Consider the following 18074-nt stretch of genomic DNA (forward strand, 5'->3'; position numbering starts at 1 on the left):
TTTGCGGTGATGCGGCCCGCGCATTATTGCCTGGCGTCAGAGGCTGGCGATAGCTGCGGTGCGCCGCAGCCAGGCTTCACGCTGACCTGCACTGGCGTTCAGAACCGGGCCGAATGTGAGCGTGCGCAAGGGTTTGATACCGCAAAAAAGCAGGGTTGTATTGCGCACCTGACGCAGCCCGGGCATGCGGTATACCCAGCGGAAATACCAGGGCGGTGTATCCATGGTCACCAGCAGATGCGCGGTCCGACCGGCCAGCAGCTTGTCGGGAAAGGCTTTGCCTGGGCGGTACTTGAAAGCAAAACCGGGAAGGAACACCCGATCAAAAAAACCCTTGAGCAATGCCGGAACACCGCCCCACCAGATCGGATAAATCAGCACCAGATGCTCGGCCCAGAGGATATCGGCCTGCGCGTCGAGCAAGTCGGCTTCCAGCGCCTGAACCTGCTGATAGCCTTCGCGCAGAATCGGGTCGAATCGCAGATTGCCCAACGCCAACTGACGCACCTGGTGCCCGGCCTGCACGGCGGCTTGTGCATAGCGTTGAGCAATTGCGCCGCAGAAACTCGCGGCCGAAGGATGCCCGAGAATCAGCAGAATACGTTTGCCCATGGTCTTGTCCTGGCCGATGAAAAGCCAAGGTTAAAGTCTGCCCCCTAGGGGAGAGTCAAGGCTTGCAGCAATGCGCTGGCGTAGGCGGGCATTGCTGCGAATTCGCGGGCGCAGAGTAATAGCTTGCGCCGGGCCCAGGCTTCGTTCAGCGCGATGGTTTTGAAGGGTTGTCGCGCTGCACGTTCGACCGCCGCTTGCGGCACGATGGCCAGTCCGGCGCCGTGGGCGACCATGCGCAGCACGCCGTCGAAACTATCGGCGCGGATGCGCATCTGCATGCGCGCGCCGCTGTGCAGGGCTTGTTCTTCCAGATAGATCGCCAGTGCGCTGTCGCTGCCCAGGCCCACGAAGTCGTGGCGCAAGGCTTCGCTGAAACTCACCGCGTCAGCGTTCGCCAACGGGTGATCCAGCGGCGCAATCAGCACCAGCGGATCGTCGCGAAACGGCTGTGTTTGCAGGTCGCTGGTGTCGACTGCATCGGAGACGATTCCCAAGTCTGCCGCGCCCTGACGCAAGGCGTGGGTGATGCGCGCGCTAGGCAGTTCCTGCAAATCGATATCGAGGTTGGGATGCTCGCGCAGAAAATCCGCGAGCACTTCCGGCAGGTATTCGGTGATTGCCGTGGTGTTGCACAGCAGCCGTACCTGACCTTTGACGCCTTGGGCGTATTCGGCGAGATCCTGCTGCATGCGCTCGGCCTGTTGCAGCAGGATTCGGGCGTGATGGGCCAAGGCTTTGCCGGCGGGTGTGGGCGTGACGCCGCGACGTCCGCGTTGCAGGAATTCACTTCCGAGTGACGCTTCCATCGCACGGATCCGTGCGCTCGCGGCGGCTAGCGACAAATGGCTGCGGGCGGCCCCGGCGGTGATGTTGCCGGCGTCGAGAATGTGCAGATAGAGGCGCAGGTCGGTGAGGTCGAAGTGCATGGGGTCGCCTGAATATTTTTAGTGTCAGCACCGGCCTCATCGCTGGCAAGCCAGCACCCACAAGGTGTGGCGCCGTACACAGCTTTTGTGTTCAACGCTGAAACCTGTGGGAGCTGGCTTGCCAGCGATGAGGCCGGTGGCCACAACTGATTTGTCAGCCTCTTGCTATGTGAGAGGCAGCCTCAGTGTATGCCAGATTTTCAACACTCTGGCCAAAGCGCAAAGTCAGCCCATGAACACACTTGCAGATTTCTATCAAAACCTTGGTCTGACCCTGACACTGCTGGTCATCGCCACCTTCATGCTCGCCGGCCTGATCAAAGGCGTGATCGGCCTCGGCCTGCCGACTGTCGCCATGGGCTTGCTCGGTCTGGCTATGGCGCCAGCACAGGCTGCTGCATTGCTGATCATTCCCGCGACCCTGACCAACGTCTGGCAACTGGCATTCGGCGGACATCTGCGAGGGCTGATCAAGCGACTGTGGCCCATGCTGCTGACGATCTTCTTCGGTACCGGCGTCGGTACTCTATGGATCGGCATGGCGGGCGGGCATTGGCTGGTGCGCGGCTTGGGCGCGGCATTGTTGCTGTATGCGCTGAGCGGATTATTCCTGCCGACCCTGAATGTCAGGCGCCGACATGAGCCTTGGCTCGGCCCACTGTGCGGCGTGATCACGGGCATCATCACCTCGGCCACCGGCGTGTTCGTCATTCCAGCAGTGCCATACCTGCAAGCCTTGGGTTTGAACCGCGATCAACTGGTGCAGGCGCTTGGTCTGTCTTTCACCGTCTCGACCCTGGCACTGGCCGGCGCACTGCTGTGGCGCGGCGCACTCGGTGGCGGCGAGTTGAGCGCCTCGTTGCTGGCGCTGATCCCGGCCGTACTCGGCATGTTGCTCGGGCAGTGGCTGCGTCAGCGCATCAGCGCCGTGTTGTTCAAGCGTGTGTTTTTTATCGGTCTGGGAGCGCTTGGTGCCCACTTGCTGGTCAACGGTTAATCACCACCGTCGGTTAAACTCCTTTTCTCACAGCACAATGCAATTGTGCCGGGCGAGCAAAAGAGGACACCCGTGAAAGCCAGATCCGATGAGTTGCAGATTTTCGTCTGCGTGATCGAATGCGGTTCGATTTCCGCTGCTGCCGAGCAGGTCGGGCAAACGCCCTCGGCAGTCAGCCGCACTCTGTCGCGCCTCGAAGCCAAGCTCGGCACCACGCTGATCAACCGCACCACAAGACGCATGGACCTGACCGAGGAGGGCAAATACTTTTTCGAACAATCCAAGCTGATTCTCGACCAGATGGAACAACTCGAAGAACGCCTGTCCTCACGCCAGCAAAACCCCTCCGGCCGCTTGCGAATCAATGCCGCCGCGCCGTTCATGCTGCATGCCATCGTGCCGTACATCGATGAATTCCGCAGGCTCTATCCGGACATCCAGCTCGAACTCAACAGCAACGATCTGATCATTGATCTGCTGGAACAAAGCACCGACATTGCCATCCGTATCGGCACCCTCGCCGACTCGACTCTGCACGCGCGTTCGCTGGGTTGCAGCCCGTTGCTGATCGTCGCCAGTCCTGCGTATCTGGAAAAGTACGGCGCACCCAAGCAAGTCGCCGATCTGAGCGAACACACGCTGCTCGGTTTCACCCAAAACGAAGGACTCAACCAGTGGCCGTTGCGCGATGTGCATGGCGATCGTTGGCCGATCACGCCTGCAATCAGCGCTTCCAGCGGCGAGACCGTGCGCCATTTGGCACTGCAGGGGCAGGGCATTGCCTGCCTCTCGCACTTCATGACCATCGACGATATTCGAGCCGGGCGTCTTGAGATCCTGCTGGCGGAATACAACAGCGGTTATCGTCAGCCGATCAACGCCGTGTACTACCGTAACTCGCAATTGGCACTGCGTATTCAATGCTTCCTGGATTTCATCCAGAGCAAGCTCGCGGCCTACGCCAGCGCCGATTTCCAAGGTTGATTCGTGATCTCTGCGCAAGAGTGATTTGGGTGAGGGCGGGTTTTTCCGCACGAGTCGCAGGTCGATACTCGTCTCATCACTTACTCACGCAGGGAGTTTCTCCATGAACGTATTCGTTACCGGCGCTGCCGGTTTTATCGGCGGTTCCATCGCTACCGGTCTGGTGCAGGCCGGGCATCACGTCACAGGTCTGGTGCGCAGCGCCGAACAGGCCGATGAACTGAAAGCTCTGGGCATCAATCCCGTGATCGGCACCCTCGAAGATCAAGCGCTGCTCGCCGAACAGGCCCGCGCCGCCGACGCCGTGATCAACGCCGCCAGCAGCGATCATCGCGGCGCGGTCGAAGCTTTGCTCGACGGCCTGCGCGGTAGCAACAAAGTGTTCCTGCACACCAGCGGTTCGAGCATCGTCGGCGATGCATCCGGCGGCAAATCAAGCGACGTCATCTACCACGAGGACAAACTGCCGGCGCCAACCGTCGACAAAGCCGCGCGCGTGGCCATCGACAACCTGATCCTTGCCGCTGCCAAGGACGGGGTGAATTCGGCAGTCATCTGCAACACGCTGATCTACGGCCACAGCCTCGGCGTCAAGCGCGACAGCGTGCAACTGCCGCGCTTGCTCAAACAGGCACGCAAGAGCGGCGTGGTGCGCCACGTCGGCACTGGCCAGAACATCTGGTCCAACGTGCACATCGAAGACGTGGTTGCTCTGTATTTGCTGGCGCTGACCAAGAATGTGCCGGGCACCTTCTACTTCGTCGAAAGCGGCGAAGCCTCGTTCATCGACATGACCACCGCCATGGCCCAAGCGCTGAACCTCGGCGAGCCACAAGACTGGCCACTGAAAGATGCCGAAGCCGAATGGGGCTACGAAATGGCCAACTACGGCCTAGGCTCCAACAGCCGGGTACGCGGCAAACACGCCCGCGAACTGCTGGGCTGGGCGCCGAAACGCACGTCGGTGGTTGAATGGATTCGTAACGAAATGGTGTAAGCCCCCCCAAAAAAAGCCGTGGAGCCAGCAGGTTGGCTCCACGGTTTTTTTTGCCTGTGAAGTCCCCGGAAACAGGGGCCTGTAAGCAAGATTTAATTTTTAGGCAGGGGTGTCTGGGGTTTTTCAGAAATTTCGTACTAGGCTTTCACACGGTCAAACAGGGTGGCGTTAATGGCCGCCGACTGGTTATACGGCAACAACTTGTTGCATAGGCATGAAGCCGGCCAGCAAGTTACTGCTTATGGAGTTTTATGCAAATGGAATTCGCGATGGCAACACACTCTTGATGCCTTCTCGTGAAGGTATATCCCGGCAAGCGGAAGCAGATCGACCGTCTCCTTAGTGGCGAGGGGCGATCATGAAGTCCGTATCTGATGTTAATCAAAGCTGGCGCCGGGCATTCCCCGGCGTAGGCGAAGTCATCACCTGAATTGGCAAGAACAAGGAGTAGTCATGATCATTTTGGGCGTTACTAACAACGACTTGTCGGGTGCCTGTCTGGTACGTGATGGTCAGATTCTTTCAGCAGTCAGCGAAGAGCGCTTCACTCGCATAAAGGATCACAAGATCTGGCCGGTAAAGTCCATTGAGTTCGTGTTGAGCCAGGCAGGGGTGTCACTGGAAGATGTCGATTATGTTGCCTATGGATGGAACGCTGGCTTCAATGCCGAAAAACACCTTGAGTTGTACTTTGATCGAATTGTCGAGGAGGTCAGGAATAATCCCCAAGGGCTTGCGCAGTTCCGTCAACGTGTAACCGATGAAATAAACAACGATAAAGAGAAACGCGCCGAGTTTGACCAATATATTTCTGCCAACGGTCTAGCTGGCAAGGCTTATTACATTGATCACCATGAGTGCCATGCTCTCGGAGCCTATGTCTGTTCACCGTTCGACGAAGCGCTGACCCTGACGTGCGATGGGCGAGGCGACTTTCAGTCCCTGACGGTCACTTGGCACAGTCCGACCGAAACCACCGTGCTGCAACGCGAAACCAGTATTGACAGTCTGGGGTATTTCTACGGGCGGATTACCCATTTACTCGGTTACAAGCCTAACCGGCACGAGGGCAAAGTCACTGGACTGGCCGCTTTTGGCGATCCGCAAAAGTTGCTGGGGGTGATGCAGCAAATGATCCGTTTTGAAGACGGGCGAATCAAGGCCTGTTGTGGCGATATGTTCCTGCCGTCCTACAACCACTACAGCGAACCACTGGAAACCCTCTTCGCTCGGGAAACGCCTGAGGATATAGCCGCGGCCGTGCAGCGCCATACCGAAGACCTGCTGGTGGCGACAGTCACCCACCATCTGGCGCAACGTGGCAGCACCAATCTGTGCCTGGCCGGTGGTGTATTTGGCAACGTCAAACTCAATCAGCGCCTGCGTGAGATCAGCGGTGTAAAGAATGTTTATGTGCTGCCGTGCATGGGCGATGGCGGGTTGGCACTGGCTGCGGCGGTGGGCGCGGCCTATCTGGAGCAAGGCACGCGCTTCAAAAACCCTGCAATGGCACTCGGGCCTGAGTCGCGCACGGTTTCGCAGAACATCAATCTGATCAATCGCGACTACCCCGAACTGGGTTACCACACGCCGTCGAACATCATCGAAGTGCTGACCGACGCTCTGATGGAAAATCAGGTGCTGGGTATGTTCAAGGGCAAGATGGAATTCGGGCCGCGTTCGCTGTGCAACCGAAGCATCGTCTACCACGCGCAGGATGCCGACGTTAACGACTGGCTCAACAAACGCATGCACCGCACGGAGTTCATGCCCTTCGGCCCGGTCACGGCCATTGAGCAGGCACCCGCCTGCTACGTCGGTTGGGACGCGGATCAGGTGGCGGCAGACACCATGACCATGACCTACGATTGTCACCCGCAGTTCAGGGAAGCAAGCCCGGCAGTCGTGCACGTTGACGGCACCGCGCGGCCGCAGATCATCCGCCCGCAAGGTGATGCTTTCATGCATCGCCTGTTGAACGCATGGCATCAAAAGACCGGGCAGGCCGCTTTGATCAACACCTCGTTCAACCGCCATGAAGAACCCATCGTGTGCTCTTCCCAGGACGCCCTGGATGCGTTGAAAGAAGGGATGGTCGACCTGGTGGTGATGAGCGAGTCCCTGATTGTCTGGCGCAAAGGCAAAAACAGCTTCACCGGCCAGCGCTTCGAATAGCGGGCTGATAGTGTTCGGGGCTCCTCGCGAGCCCTGTTTCTGGAGTATCAAGCGTATGGTTGACGCATGTATCTAGTCTTTTTCGGGTTCTTCGCAGCGGAAGGCATTATCTATCCGTTCTGGCCGACCTGGCTGGATTCACTGGGTTTCAGTGCCAGCCAGATAGGCTTGCTGATTGCTGCGGCATATTGGCCACAGGTGTTCACCGGGGTGTTTATCACTTATGTGGCTGACTGGCGTGTGGACCAACTGCGCCTCGCCGCTTTTCTCGGCTTCACGGCGGCGTTCTGTACGTTGCTGTTTTATTTCATTCCGGCACATCTATGGATATATGTGTGCCTGAGTATTCTGTTTGGCGGGCTGTGGATGGTTGTATTGCCATTGTCCGAGTCCTATTTGCTCAAGCGCGACAAACAGGCGTTGCAAAATTATGGCTGGGTCCGGGCGGTGGGATCCTCGGCCTTCATCCTGACCTCGACGCTTGGCGGTCTTGTGCTCGCGAAGTACGGCCAGTCCTGGGTGCCGATCATGATCGCCGCAAGCATGTTGTTCACCGCTTTGGCGTGTTTGCACTTGAAACTCCAGGTTTCCCGTGCACATCTGGAGCCTGTCGCCCGCACCATCAAACGACCTGACTGGACAGTCCTGTTTGCGCAAAAGAGTCTGCTGATCGCCATTGCGGCGGCCAGTTTTATTCAACTGAGCCACACCTTGTATTTTTCCACAGCCTCCATTGGCTGGGGAGTCAAAGGCTTCTCTCCGGCGACCATCGGAGCCTTCTGGGCGGTGGCTGTGATTGCGGAAATCATCTACTTCGCGCTCTCGAGCAAAGTCCTGTCGTATTACTCGCCACTTTCTATCGTGATGTTTTCGAGTGTCTGCGCGGCACTGCGCTGGGCGTTGTTTTCCAACAGCGACGCGGTCTCGCTGATTCTGCTGGGCCAGAGCTTGCATGCATTGAGTTTTGCCGCCTACCACGCAGCGATCATGCGGTTCATCCGCGACCATGCACCGCAAGATATTCAGGTCTTCACGCAAGGGGTTTATTACTCCCTGGCTGTTGCGTTGCCCATGGGGCTGGCTACGCCCTTTGCCGGATATTTATACGAGACACACCCGCAGTGGTCCTACTATGTGATGGCTCTGTTCGCCCTGATCGGAACGGTGCTGGCATTTCTCGCCCATCAAAAGATGCGAAGTTCACCCGATGAAACAACGAACGTTTACAGCCGTCTGCTTTGATATGGATGGTGTGCTTATCCAGTCTCGCGATGTCATTGAATTTGCCTGGACCAGCGTTGCACGCAAGTACGGCGTTGGCGTCGATCAGACATTCATCGACGATCATATTCACGGCAGACCCGGCGGTCATACCTTGCAGACCCTGTTTGGTCAGTTCGATGAAGATCAGCGTGTGGCGATCAAGCAGGAAGTCGACGCCATCGAGCAGGTGTCGAATTGTCCGATGGTGCCGGGGGTGGCCGCGTTTATCGCTCGACTAAAGGATCGCGCCGTACCCTTGGCATTGGTGACCAGCAGTTGGCGAGCGCGTGTCGACCACGTTCTGCAGCAACACGATCTGACTGACGTGTTTGACAGCATCATCTGTCGCGACGACGTTCGCAGCGGCAAGCCGGCGCCTGATCCCTATTGCCTGGCAGCTGCGCAATTGGGGCGTCAAAGTGCAGAGTGCCTGGTCTTCGAAGACTCCGTCAGCGGCGTGCAGTCAGCGGTCAGCAGTGGTGCAGAATGCATCGGCATCGGCGATGACCCGACGCTGATTACCCACGGAGCCGCACACTCTTATATGGATTTCACGCTGCTGCCGATCTCGCTGACCGGGAGGCTCGCTCTACCATGACGCTCACTCTGCGGCACGCCGGTGTGCTATGGGAATACCTCACGCAAGGACGCGCACACAGCGCATGTGAACTGATCGTGGTCTGCGGTTCATACGATCTTCGAGTGTGTGATTACGCCTGCCAATTGTTGAGAGAAGGTGTTGCCCCGCACCTGTTGTTCACCGGTAATACCGGGAACTGGACGAGGCATTTGTGGGCACAGACCGAAGCCGACGTTTTTGCGCAACGAGCCGTGACCTTGGGCGTCTCGGTGGATCAGTTCACACTGGAGTCGCGCGCTACCAATTTCGCCGAGAACATTGCCTTTGCCAGGGCGTTGTTTCCAGACGTGCGCCGGGCCACATTTCTGACCAAGCCGAATTCGATTCGGCGAGTGGCGTTGACCGTTCCGGTGCAATGGCCGGGACTTGAGGCATCGGTGGATGCCCCTTCCTACAGCTTCCCGGGCGAGGTGAGCAATTTGATCGGAGTCTTGGGGCTGATCGACGAAATGGTCGGTGATGTGCACCGCATCATGGTTTACCCTTCGCTGGGTTTTCAGGTCGAGCAGGCAGTACCTGAAGAGGTTCAGGTCGCATGGCGATATCTGATAGAGCAAGGGTTCGATCATCATTTGATCAAGGGCAGCAGTTGACGCGGATCCGCTGCCGGGAGACTGACGTGCTGTACGACACACTGATTCGCAACGCCTTGGTCATCGACGGCAGCAACACACCCGGTTACTCCGCCGACATGGCGCTGCTCAACGGCCGCATCCAGCGCATCGGCGACCTGCACGACGCTCGCGCCGTTGAAGAAGTCGACGCCGCTGGCCGGGTGCTGGCCCCGGGTTTCATCGACGTACACACCCACGACGACACCGTGGTGATCCGTCAGCCGCAGATGCTGCCCAAGCTCAGCCAGGGCGTGACCACGGTTATCGTCGGCAATTGCGGGATCAGCGCTGCACCGGTCAGTTTGAAAGGCAATCCACCGGATCCGATGAACTTGCTCGGCACGGCCGCAGCCTTCGTTTATCCGCGTTTCAGCGACTACCGCGCGGCGGTCGAAGCGGCCAACACCACGCTGAATGTGGCGGCACTGGTCGGGCACACGGCGCTGCGCAGCAATCACCTCGACGACTTGTTCCGCACTGCGAGCGCCGATGAAATTACGGCGATGCGTGAGCAGTTGCGTGAAAGTCTGGAGGCCGGTGCGTTGGGTTTATCCACAGGCTTGGCGTATGCCAGTGCGTTCAGCGCATCAACCGATGAAGTCATGCAACTGACCGAGGAACTCACGGCATTCGGCGCGGTGTACACCACGCATTTGCGCAGTGAATTCGAACCGGTACTTGAGGCGATGGATGAAGCTTTCCGCATCGGCCGTCACGCCCAGTCACCGGTGATCATTTCCCACCTCAAGTGTGCCGGCGCGGGTAACTGGGGGCGCAGTCCGCAACTGCTGGCGTCACTGGAAGAAGCGGCGAAAACCCATCCGGTCGGCTGCGATTGTTATCCGTATGCGGCGAGTTCTTCGACGCTGGATTTGAAGCAGGTCACCGACGCGCATCGCATCACCATCACCTGGTCGACGCCGCATCCGGACGTGAGTGGCCGCGACTTGATCAACATCGCCGCTGAATGGAATCTGCCGTTGCTCGAAGCCGCCAAGCGTCTGCAACCGGCCGGCGCGGTGTATTACGGGATGGACGAGAACGACGTGCGGCGGATTCTTGCGCATCCGCTGTCGATGGTCGGCTCCGATGGTTTGCCGGAAGATCCGTTTCCGCATCCGCGTTTGTGGGGCGCGTTCCCACGGGTGCTTGGGCATTTCAGTCGTGATGTTGGACTGTTTCCGCTGCACACCGCTGTACACAAAATGACTGGATTGTCGGCGGCGCGTTTTGGCTTGAAAGAACGCGGCGAGATTCGTGAAGGACACTGGGCGGATCTGGTGTTGTTCGATCCCGCGACCGTGCGCGATGTCGCGGATTTCAATGATCCGCAACGTGCGGCGCTGGGGATTGACGGGGTGTGGATCAACGGCGTGTTGAGCTACAAGGACGGGCAGGCCAATGGTCGGCGCGAAGGGCGGTTTCTGGCACGGCAGGGCGATTTGCGCGACGGCTTTATTTGATCTGCGTCGCATAGTGGCACAGTGCAATTAAAGAAAGTCCGCGCCAAGCCGAAGTGCTGACATCCAGCCCAGCTACACTGTCGGGCCAACCAGTCAGGGAGCAATTCATGAGCTTCGGCAAAACCACCCCGATCCTGCGGATATTCGATGAGGCCAAGGCCATCGAATTCTACGTCGACTTTCTCGGTTTCAAGATCGACTGGCAGCACCGCTTCGAAGCGAACTTCCCGCTGTACTTGCAGGTGTCGCGTGGCGAATGTGTGTTGCATCTGTCCGAGCATCATGGTGACGCGAGCCCGGGTTCGGCGTTGCGTATCGAGACTGATGAACTCGAGGCGTTTCAGCAACAGTTGCTGGCCAAGGACTACAAGTTCTCGCACCCGCAGATTCAGGCGATGCCGTGGGGCAGTCAGGACATGACCATTGCCGATCCGTTTGGCAATCGGTTGGTGTTTACCAATGCGATCAGCCTCTGATCCGAGAAGCCCCTCACCCTAACCCTCCCGAAACGTCGGACCGCCCGAGGGGAGAGGGGACTGATCCGGGGATGCTCGGGAAATACGCCGACCTGAAAATGCTCTAGCGAATCCATAATCGACTCGGTTATTCAGGTCGATGTACAACGCCAGACACCTCGGTCGGCCCCCTCTCCCACGGGAGAGGGCTGGGGTGAGGGGAAAGTCGTACGCCGAACAAAACCCTCGGCACACTCAACCACAACTCCCCCGATGCATCTGCCGAAACTCCCCCGGCGGCATCCCGCGCCGACTCTTGAAAGTTCGATGAAACGAGCGCGGTTCGCTAAAGCCCAAATACTGCGCAATATCCTGAATCGGCAACGTGCTATTGAGCAAATAGTGCTCAGCCAACTCCTGCCGCAAATCATCCAGAATCTGCTGATACGAAGTACCCGCCAGATGCAACTGACGTTGCAACGTGCGCACTGACACCGCAAGTTGTTCGGCCACCTGCTCCTTGCGCGGCAGCCCTTCCTTGAGCAACTGCCGCAGAATACTTTTCACCCGCTGTTGCAGCGACGCATCCTCCAGCGTCGCCATCAAGCCCATTGCATGTTCTTCCAGCGTGCGTAGCAATTGCGCGTCGGCCTGGCGTAGCGGCAACTGCAAATAAGGCAACGGCACAATCAACGCCGAATAAGGCTGATCGAACAGCACCGGACAATCGAAGAACTGCTCGTACTGTTCCTGCGCAGTGTCGGCCGGGCGCGGATGTTCCAGCCATACGCTGGCCGGCGCGAGTTGGGTGTCGGCAATCCACCGCGCATAGTGCAGCCAGGAACCGAGCACGTTTTCCACCAGATGCCGACGGATGCGCGGGCGCTGATAACGGCAATTCCAAATCAAATGCACATGGTTTTCATGCACCTCGACGCGGCTGACGCCCATGTCGCCCACCAGTTTTTCGAACGGCATGATCCGGCTCATCGCATCGCCAAGCGTCGCGCAATTCATGGTGATGTAACCAAGCACGCTCCACGAGTTCGGCAGCACATAACGCGCGGCATTCAGACCGAACAGCGGATCACCCGAGTGCTCGCAAAAGTAATCCAGCAACCGCTCATGCGCCTCACCCGGCAAACGCAGGCTGTTGTCGCTCAACTGCTGCGCCTGCAACCCGGCCGCCGCCAACGCAGGCTCGATCGCCATACCGAGGTGCTCGGCGTGGCGCAGGTATTTGAGCAATGGAGGGACGGAGGTGAAGCCGAGCGAGTGCATGATCGGGTTCTCTGGATGAAGGTCTGCGCGGGCGAAGGAATGCACTGAAGGTAATTTGAAACCTTGAGTAAAGTCCACGACTTGCGAGTGCGGCGAGCATTGCGCTCGCCGCCGTGTTTTTCACTCAGTCGGAACCAAATTATCCAGCACCTGATTAACCGCCAACTCTCCCAGCATCACGATCTGCGCAATGCCTAACAAGGTCTTGCGGTGCGTGCCTTGAAGCAACGCGGCGAAGTCGCTGAGCATGACGTTGGCCGAGCCGAGGGTTTCGCTGGCGTCGACCAACAAGGCTTCATTGCTGGACTTGGGGTTGGCCATGTAGAGGCGATTGGTGTAGTAGGGCGCGGCCATCATGTGGGCGGCTAATGGGCCCAAGTGATAATCGAGCGCGCGGTCGGCGGCTTCGTGGAATTTCTTTGAGCCGGGGCATTCGTAGGGGGATGCCGGATCGGGGATGGATGTTGGTTCGGTGATCGGTGGATTTGGCGTTACTTTGAACATGGTGACTAACCTCTGGTGAGGCCGCACCTTTTCGCCGCTAAGCAAAAGGGTGGCAGCTGTGCGCAAGTTAGCGGACCGGTAGTCACCTAAAACCCGGCGCACCCGAAGGTGCCATGCGCACAGCCACCATCGAGTGCAGGCGAGTGCCTGACTGGATTCGACATGTGCAACCGTAAGCGACTATCCGAACCGCTAAGCTCGATCACTGGGAATCAGTGAAGCAACCAAATTACCCAGCATGCCCAAGACGCACAAGCCGGCGGATTCTGGCGTAGCTGTAGGCAAAGGCGCAAGGTTTTGTGGGCTTGTGGACGTATCACGACGTGTCGCTAAACAGCTTCTACACGGCATGTTTACTGACTTACAACATGCTGGGGAAAGCGTTGGCTAAATTCATCCGGAGAGCATGATCAGGCAAGAGACCTTCGGCATGATTTGCTAGTCTGCGATCACTTATTTCGCCGATCGCAAGAGGCTTCATGACCAGCATCACGATTCGACTCGACGAGCAGATCAAAGAACAACTGCTCATTGCTGCCGCCCATAACGGTCATTCCATGGAGGAAGAAGCGCGGTTGATTTTGGAGCGAGCGCTGGCGACGGATGATCGCTTCGGTGGGCTAGGTACTCGGATCAGCAATCGGTTCGGCGCCATGGGTGGTGTCGAACTGGATCTGCCAGCACGCACAGAGCAATTCAGCGGCTGATTACTCCGCACACAAAAAAGCCCGCTGTCTCCAGCGGGCTTCAAAATATTTTCTTCAGTCAGACCGCAATCGCGGGCAAGCCCGCTCCCACAGGGATCTCCAGTGAACACATTGTTGTGAACACCAGAAGAACCTGTGGGAGCGGCGGTGCGACGATTCGACTTGCCCGCGGTTCGATTTCAGCTTCAACGCCAATAAAGCATCAAACGCGGAAATGACTCACCATCTGCTGCAACTGCCCACCCAACCGCGCCAGTTCAACACTCGACGCTGCTGTCTCATCACTCGCCGCCGCAGTCTGTTCAGACACGTCACGTACGTTGATGATGCTGCGGCTGATCTCTTCAGCTACAGCGCTTTGCTGTTCAGCAGCAGCGGCGATCTGCTGGTTCATCGACTGGATGTTCGACACCGTGCGGGTGATGTTTTCCAGGGATACGCCAGCCTTGCGCGTTAGCGCTACGCTGCTGTCGGTCAGGGCGCGGCTGTTGTTCATCACGGCGGAGACTTGTTGAGTGCCGTTTTGCAGACCGGCCACCAGGCCTTCGATTTCTTCGGTGGATTTCTGTGTGCGCTGGGCCAGGCCACGCACTTCGTCGGCGACTACCGCGAAACCACGGCCGGCTTCACCGGCACGCGCGGCTTCGATCGCGGCGTTGAGCGCCAGGAGGTTGGTCTGTTCGGCCACGGCTTTGATCACGTCCATGACGCTGCCGATCTTGTCGCTTTCCTGTTGCAGCACGGCCATGGCTTCGGTGGAGCGCGCCACTTCGCTGGCCAGACGTTCGATCTGGGCGATGGCTTCGTTGACCACTTTGTCGCCTTCGCGGGCTTCGCCATCAGCGGCGGCTGCGGCTTGCGAGGCTTCTTCGGCGTTGCGCGCGACTTCCTGCACGGTGGCAGTCATTTCGTGCATCGCGGTGGCCACCTGATCGGTCTCGATCTTCTGGCTGTTGACGCCGGCGCTGGTCTGCTCGGTAACGGCTGACAGTTCTTCGGCGGCGCTGGCGATCTGGGTCACGCCGTCGCGGATGCCGCTGATCAGGTCGCGCAGGGTCACGCCCATGCGCGCGATGCCTTGTTGCAATACGCCGAGTTCATCACGACGAGTGACAACCACGTTGTGGCTCAGATCACCGCTGGCGATGCGCTCGACCACGGCCATGGTTTCACGCAGCGGACGGGTGATCTGACGGGTGATGATCACCGCAGCGATCACGCCAACCAGCAGCGCCAGCAGGGTGCTGATCAACTGGAAAGTCCGGGCTTGGGCACTTTCCACATCGCGACGATCAAGCTGAATCTGATACAGCTGCTCGCTCAAGGCGACAATGGTCGTGCCTTGGTCGGTCATTTCCTTGCGCGCCTGCACCGCTTCGATGTTGGCGTTCTTGAACGCCTGCAGAGCGCTGCGGTAGTTGACCAGTGCAGTCTCAAGCTGACGCAGTGCGTCTTGCTGGGTGGCGGCGAAATGCACGTTCAGCGGTTTGAGGCTGGCGATTGCCGCGTCCAGTTGGCCGACCGCTCTCTGCTCGGTTTCGGCATTGGTGGTGGCGGTGTAGCCGCGCACTTCGTAGCGCGCGAGGATGAACGCTTCCTTGGCCGCAGTAATTGCCTGGAACTGTTCGAAACGCTGTTCGCTCATGTCCATCTGCTGCACGCGTGCGCTGATCGATTCGATCAGTTTGTAGGCGGTGTCAGCGTTGACGCTCATGGTGTCGCGCGCGCTGTTGCCGGTGCGGTAGGCATTGCGCATTTTGTTCAGCGACGTCTGGTACTCGGCGATGGTTGCCGCCTGCTGCTTGAGCAGTTTGACGTTCTCCGGGCTCTTGAAGCTGTTGATCAGCGCTTGCTGTTGCGCGGCGAAGCCGTCGAGGGTGGTCTGCACATTCTGCGCGGCGGTTTCGTCGCCGTTGGTCAGCATGTATTGCAGGCGCACCACGCGCAATTTGGTCAGACCGGCATTGAGCTGGGTGATGTCACTCATCCAGTTGCTGCGGTCAATCAGGCCACCGAGGCTGGTCCAGCCAGTCAGGGCCAGGACGCAGGTCAGTGCCAGAACCAGGCCGAAACCCAGGCCGAGTTTAAGGTTCACGCTGATGTTGCCGAACCAGCTATTCATCACAATTCCTCCAGAAACGTTGTGCTTCTTGATCGTCAGTTGGGCTGGAAGATTGTTGTTTTTTTCGAGCCAGCAAGGGTGTTAGCAGGTCTGTATCGGCCGTGTTTGCGAGAGCTGAAAGGTTTTTTGTCGGACAAATTCTGTAACAAGCTTTGCCTAAGCTGCCTCAAGACTTTTTTCACATGGGTTTCACCGGCTGCACACGCGCCGGTCGCTACCCTCGCGGCATCAAATGAACGTGATGTATGCCGGTGAGGCGGCTTGATGTGGAATTGAGACTGAGTCTGTTCGGCCTGAAACGCTCGATCGATCTGCGCGGCCTGGCGCGGTTTCGCAACACGTGGGTGGTGTTGGCGGCATTGTCGTTGGTCACTCCGCTGACTCTGTGGCTGCTGGCGCCGGCGGCAGTGCCTGATCTGGCCCACGGCAACGTTGCGGGGGCACAGGCGTTGAAGAACGGCTGGGCGAGAGGCGAGGTGATTGCGCTGGTACGCCATGTCGAGCGTTGCGATCACTCCAAAGCACCTTGCCTGAGCGGCGACGACGGCATCACTGACCGCTCGCGCAGCGTTGCCGTGAGTGTCGGCGCGCAGTTTGAGCAACTGGGGCTGAGTAACGTCGACATCTATAACAGCCCGATGGTGCGCACCGTGCAGACCGCCGGGTACATGTTCAACAAGGTCGCCAACGAAGACTGGCTGATCAGTTGCAAGGGCCGCATGTTGCAGGAAGCCCTCGCGCACAAGATTCCCGGGCGCAATCTGGTGCTGGTGACGCACAGCGAATGCATGGCGCAACTGGCAAAAGATCTGAAAGTCCCGATCGCAGATGTCGGTTATGGCGCTTCACTGTTTGTATCCGCCGCCAGCCCGGCGGCGCCGAAGATGCTCGGCTTTATCGAAGCCTCCGACTGGCGCACGGTGAGCACCCAATGAACCCTCGTTTTTACGCGTACAACTTCGGTCTGCCGCTGATCTGTGCGGCGCTGGTGTTTTTCATGTTCGACAGGACCAACATCGATATCGCCTTCAGCAACTTGTTGTACGACCCGCTGACCCACACCTTCCCGCTGGACAATATTCATTTCTTCGAGCAACTGACCCATAAGTGGGCGCGGATCATTCCGAACTGGACAGCGGAAATCGCCTTGATCGGCGCGCTACTGTCGTTTGTCTGGCCTTTGGTGAAGCCGGAGAAGCATCCACGGCTGGGCGGTTTTCTTCAGCGCAGCAACGTTGCGCCAGTGCTGCGCTTTGCTGCCGAGCATCGACGCGACTTTATCTTCGTGGTGGTGGCGTTCGCGGTTTGCACCGGGGTGATCCATTTCCTCAAGGCCCACACCAGCGTGTATTGCCCGATTGAAACCACGCTGTACGGCGGCAAAATGGCCCGCATCGAGTGGTATGAAAACTTCCAGTTGTTCCACGAGGCTGGTGATGGTCGTTGCTGGCCGGGCGGACATGCTTCCGGCGGGTTCACCATGCTCGCACTGTATTTCGTGGCGCGGCGTTATCAGTGGCGCTTCTCCAGCGCTGTGTTGTGGGGCTCGCTGCTGCTGGGTTTCGTCTATGGCACCACGCGGGTCCTACAGGGCTGGCATTACATGTCCCACACGTTCTGGGCCGGAATCTTTGTCTGGCTGGCGTGTTTGCTGACCGCGCTGGCGTTTTACGGGCGAGCAAGGCTGGAATTCCCGGCGCGGCAGCGTGTGGGTCTCAGGCCAGGCGTCGTGACCAGCGCTGATCCGGCGTTTCGAATCCCGGATTGACCAGTGCGGTCAGTACATGATCCTGCCAGCGCCCGGCAATGTTCAGATAAGCCTTGGCGTAACCTTCCTGCTCGAAGCCGAGGCGTTCCAGCAGTCGTGCGCTGCGTTCGTTGCCGGGCACGTAATTGGCCATGATCCGGTGCAGATTCTGCGTGTCGAACATGTAGCCGATGCCCATCTCCAAAGCTTCCCGCATCAAGCCTTGGCCCTGATGCGCCTGATCGATGTGATAACCCACATAACACGCCTGAAACGCGCCGCGAATGATTCCGCTGAAATTGCACGCGCCGATCATCTGCCCACCGTCTGGCGTCAACAGCGCGAAATGAATTGCCAGGCCGGCCTCGAAAGCACTGGCCTGGATTTCAAGACGGCGGCGGATTTGCGCGGTGGAAAAATAGTCGGTGGTGCGAATGGGTGACCATGGCGCGAGATGGCGTTGGTTGCGCTGGTAGAAAGCGCTTTCCAGCGCGGCCTGATCAGGGGAAAGAATGGCGAGCGTCAGGCGTTGGCAGGGTAGGGTCAGAAGGGACATCGGACGCTCCGGAAGGCAGGGGATCTCCGAC

Annotated in this window: 18 protein-coding genes and 1 pseudogene; 12 read left to right on the forward strand and 7 right to left on the reverse strand. The window is 58.6% G+C overall.

The window, feature by feature from the left end:
* Nucleotides 1-36: 36 nt before the first annotated feature.
* Nucleotides 37-612: an NAD(P)H-dependent oxidoreductase gene (locus tag ACOI8A_RS08750; RefSeq protein ID WP_420651066.1), complete on the reverse strand. Its 576-nt coding sequence runs from the start codon at nucleotides 610-612 to the stop codon at nucleotides 37-39.
* A 44-nt stretch (nucleotides 613-656) separates the two neighbouring features.
* Entirely contained in the window at nucleotides 657-1538 is an 882-nt protein-coding gene (locus tag ACOI8A_RS08755) for a LysR substrate-binding domain-containing protein (protein ID WP_420651067.1), read from the reverse strand.
* Between the two features lie 232 nt (nucleotides 1539-1770).
* On the opposite strand from ACOI8A_RS08755, the gene ACOI8A_RS08760 reads away from it, so the two are divergent.
* The 9 genes from ACOI8A_RS08760 (at nucleotide 1771) to ACOI8A_RS08800 (ending at nucleotide 11147) form a co-directional block, all read left to right on the forward strand.
* A complete protein-coding gene (locus ACOI8A_RS08760) occupies nucleotides 1771-2535 on the forward strand; it encodes a sulfite exporter TauE/SafE family protein (protein ID WP_420651068.1) in 765 nt (254 codons plus the stop codon).
* Nucleotides 2536-2607: 72 nt separating this feature from the next.
* Nucleotides 2608-3519 (forward strand): LysR substrate-binding domain-containing protein, encoded by a 912-nt coding sequence (locus tag ACOI8A_RS08765; RefSeq protein ID WP_420651555.1) that lies wholly within the window; start codon nucleotides 2608-2610, stop codon nucleotides 3517-3519.
* A 103-nt stretch (nucleotides 3520-3622) separates the two neighbouring features.
* A complete protein-coding gene (locus ACOI8A_RS08770) occupies nucleotides 3623-4516 on the forward strand; it encodes an NAD-dependent epimerase/dehydratase family protein (protein WP_420651070.1) in 894 nt (297 codons plus the stop codon).
* Nucleotides 4517-4969: 453 nt separating this feature from the next.
* Nucleotides 4970-6691, forward strand: coding sequence for a carbamoyltransferase (locus ACOI8A_RS08775; protein WP_420651071.1), 1722 nt, complete (start codon nucleotides 4970-4972; stop codon nucleotides 6689-6691).
* A 66-nt stretch (nucleotides 6692-6757) separates the two neighbouring features.
* The gene (locus ACOI8A_RS08780) at nucleotides 6758-7933 is read left to right on the forward strand and encodes an MFS transporter (RefSeq protein ID WP_420651072.1); all 1176 of its coding nucleotides are present in this window, start codon (nucleotides 6758-6760) and stop codon (nucleotides 7931-7933) included.
* A 1-nt stretch (nucleotide 7934) separates the two neighbouring features.
* Nucleotides 7935-8552: an HAD family hydrolase gene (locus ACOI8A_RS08785; RefSeq protein ID WP_420651073.1), complete on the forward strand. Its 618-nt coding sequence runs from the start codon at nucleotides 7935-7937 to the stop codon at nucleotides 8550-8552.
* Nucleotides 8549-9187: a YdcF family protein gene (locus ACOI8A_RS08790; protein WP_420651074.1), complete on the forward strand. Its 639-nt coding sequence runs from the start codon at nucleotides 8549-8551 to the stop codon at nucleotides 9185-9187. Before ACOI8A_RS08785 ends, ACOI8A_RS08790 begins: the two co-directional genes overlap by 4 nt.
* A gap of 26 nt (nucleotides 9188-9213) precedes the next feature.
* Nucleotides 9214-10671 carry a D-aminoacylase gene (locus ACOI8A_RS08795; protein ID WP_420651075.1) on the forward strand — a complete coding sequence of 486 codons (1458 nt, stop codon included), beginning with the start codon at nucleotides 9214-9216 and terminating at the stop codon, nucleotides 10669-10671.
* Nucleotides 10672-10778: 107 nt separating this feature from the next.
* Nucleotides 10779-11147 carry a glyoxalase superfamily protein gene (locus tag ACOI8A_RS08800; RefSeq protein ID WP_420651076.1) on the forward strand — a complete coding sequence of 123 codons (369 nt, stop codon included), beginning with the start codon at nucleotides 10779-10781 and terminating at the stop codon, nucleotides 11145-11147.
* Between the two features lie 234 nt (nucleotides 11148-11381).
* On the opposite strand, the gene ACOI8A_RS08805 is transcribed toward ACOI8A_RS08800, so the two are convergent.
* Both ACOI8A_RS08805 and ACOI8A_RS08810 read right to left on the reverse strand, forming a co-directional pair.
* Entirely contained in the window at nucleotides 11382-12407 is a 1026-nt protein-coding gene (locus ACOI8A_RS08805; protein ID WP_420651077.1) for an AraC family transcriptional regulator, read from the reverse strand.
* Between the two features lie 120 nt (nucleotides 12408-12527).
* Nucleotides 12528-12911, reverse strand: coding sequence for a DUF6124 family protein (locus tag ACOI8A_RS08810; protein ID WP_420651078.1), 384 nt, complete (start codon nucleotides 12909-12911; stop codon nucleotides 12528-12530).
* A gap of 479 nt (nucleotides 12912-13390) precedes the next feature.
* On the opposite strand from ACOI8A_RS08810, the gene ACOI8A_RS08815 reads away from it, so the two are divergent.
* A complete protein-coding gene (locus ACOI8A_RS08815) occupies nucleotides 13391-13618 on the forward strand; it encodes a FitA-like ribbon-helix-helix domain-containing protein (protein ID WP_420651079.1) in 228 nt (75 codons plus the stop codon).
* Between the two features lie 202 nt (nucleotides 13619-13820).
* Here the strand turns inward: ACOI8A_RS08815 and ACOI8A_RS08820 are convergent, their stop codons facing one another.
* Entirely contained in the window at nucleotides 13821-14684 is an 864-nt protein-coding gene (locus tag ACOI8A_RS08820; RefSeq protein WP_420651088.1) for a methyl-accepting chemotaxis protein, read from the reverse strand.
* Nucleotides 14685-14726: 42 nt separating this feature from the next.
* A pseudogene (locus ACOI8A_RS08825) lies at nucleotides 14727-15740 on the reverse strand (methyl-accepting chemotaxis protein); the annotation flags it as partial.
* 266 nt (nucleotides 15741-16006) lie between these two features.
* Between ACOI8A_RS08825 and ACOI8A_RS08830 the strand changes: the two are divergent.
* Together ACOI8A_RS08830 and ACOI8A_RS08835 are read left to right on the forward strand one after the other, a co-directional pair.
* Nucleotides 16007-16675 (forward strand): histidine phosphatase family protein, encoded by a 669-nt coding sequence (locus ACOI8A_RS08830; RefSeq protein WP_420651080.1) that lies wholly within the window; start codon nucleotides 16007-16009, stop codon nucleotides 16673-16675.
* Nucleotides 16672-17508 carry a phosphatase PAP2 family protein gene (locus ACOI8A_RS08835; RefSeq protein WP_420651081.1) on the forward strand — a complete coding sequence of 279 codons (837 nt, stop codon included), beginning with the start codon at nucleotides 16672-16674 and terminating at the stop codon, nucleotides 17506-17508. The genes ACOI8A_RS08830 and ACOI8A_RS08835 overlap by 4 nt, the downstream gene beginning before the upstream one ends.
* Here ACOI8A_RS08835 and rimJ read toward each other — a convergent pair.
* On the reverse strand, nucleotides 17456-18043 hold the full coding sequence (rimJ, locus tag ACOI8A_RS08840; protein WP_420651082.1) for a ribosomal protein S5-alanine N-acetyltransferase: 588 nt from the start codon (nucleotides 18041-18043) through the stop codon (nucleotides 17456-17458). The genes ACOI8A_RS08835 and rimJ overlap by 53 nt on opposite strands.
* Nucleotides 18044-18074 lie beyond the last annotated feature (31 nt).

Source organism: Pseudomonas sp. P4795 (genome assembly GCF_048822895.1).
In the GTDB taxonomy this organism is placed as follows: Bacteria; Pseudomonadota; Gammaproteobacteria; order Pseudomonadales; family Pseudomonadaceae; genus Aquipseudomonas.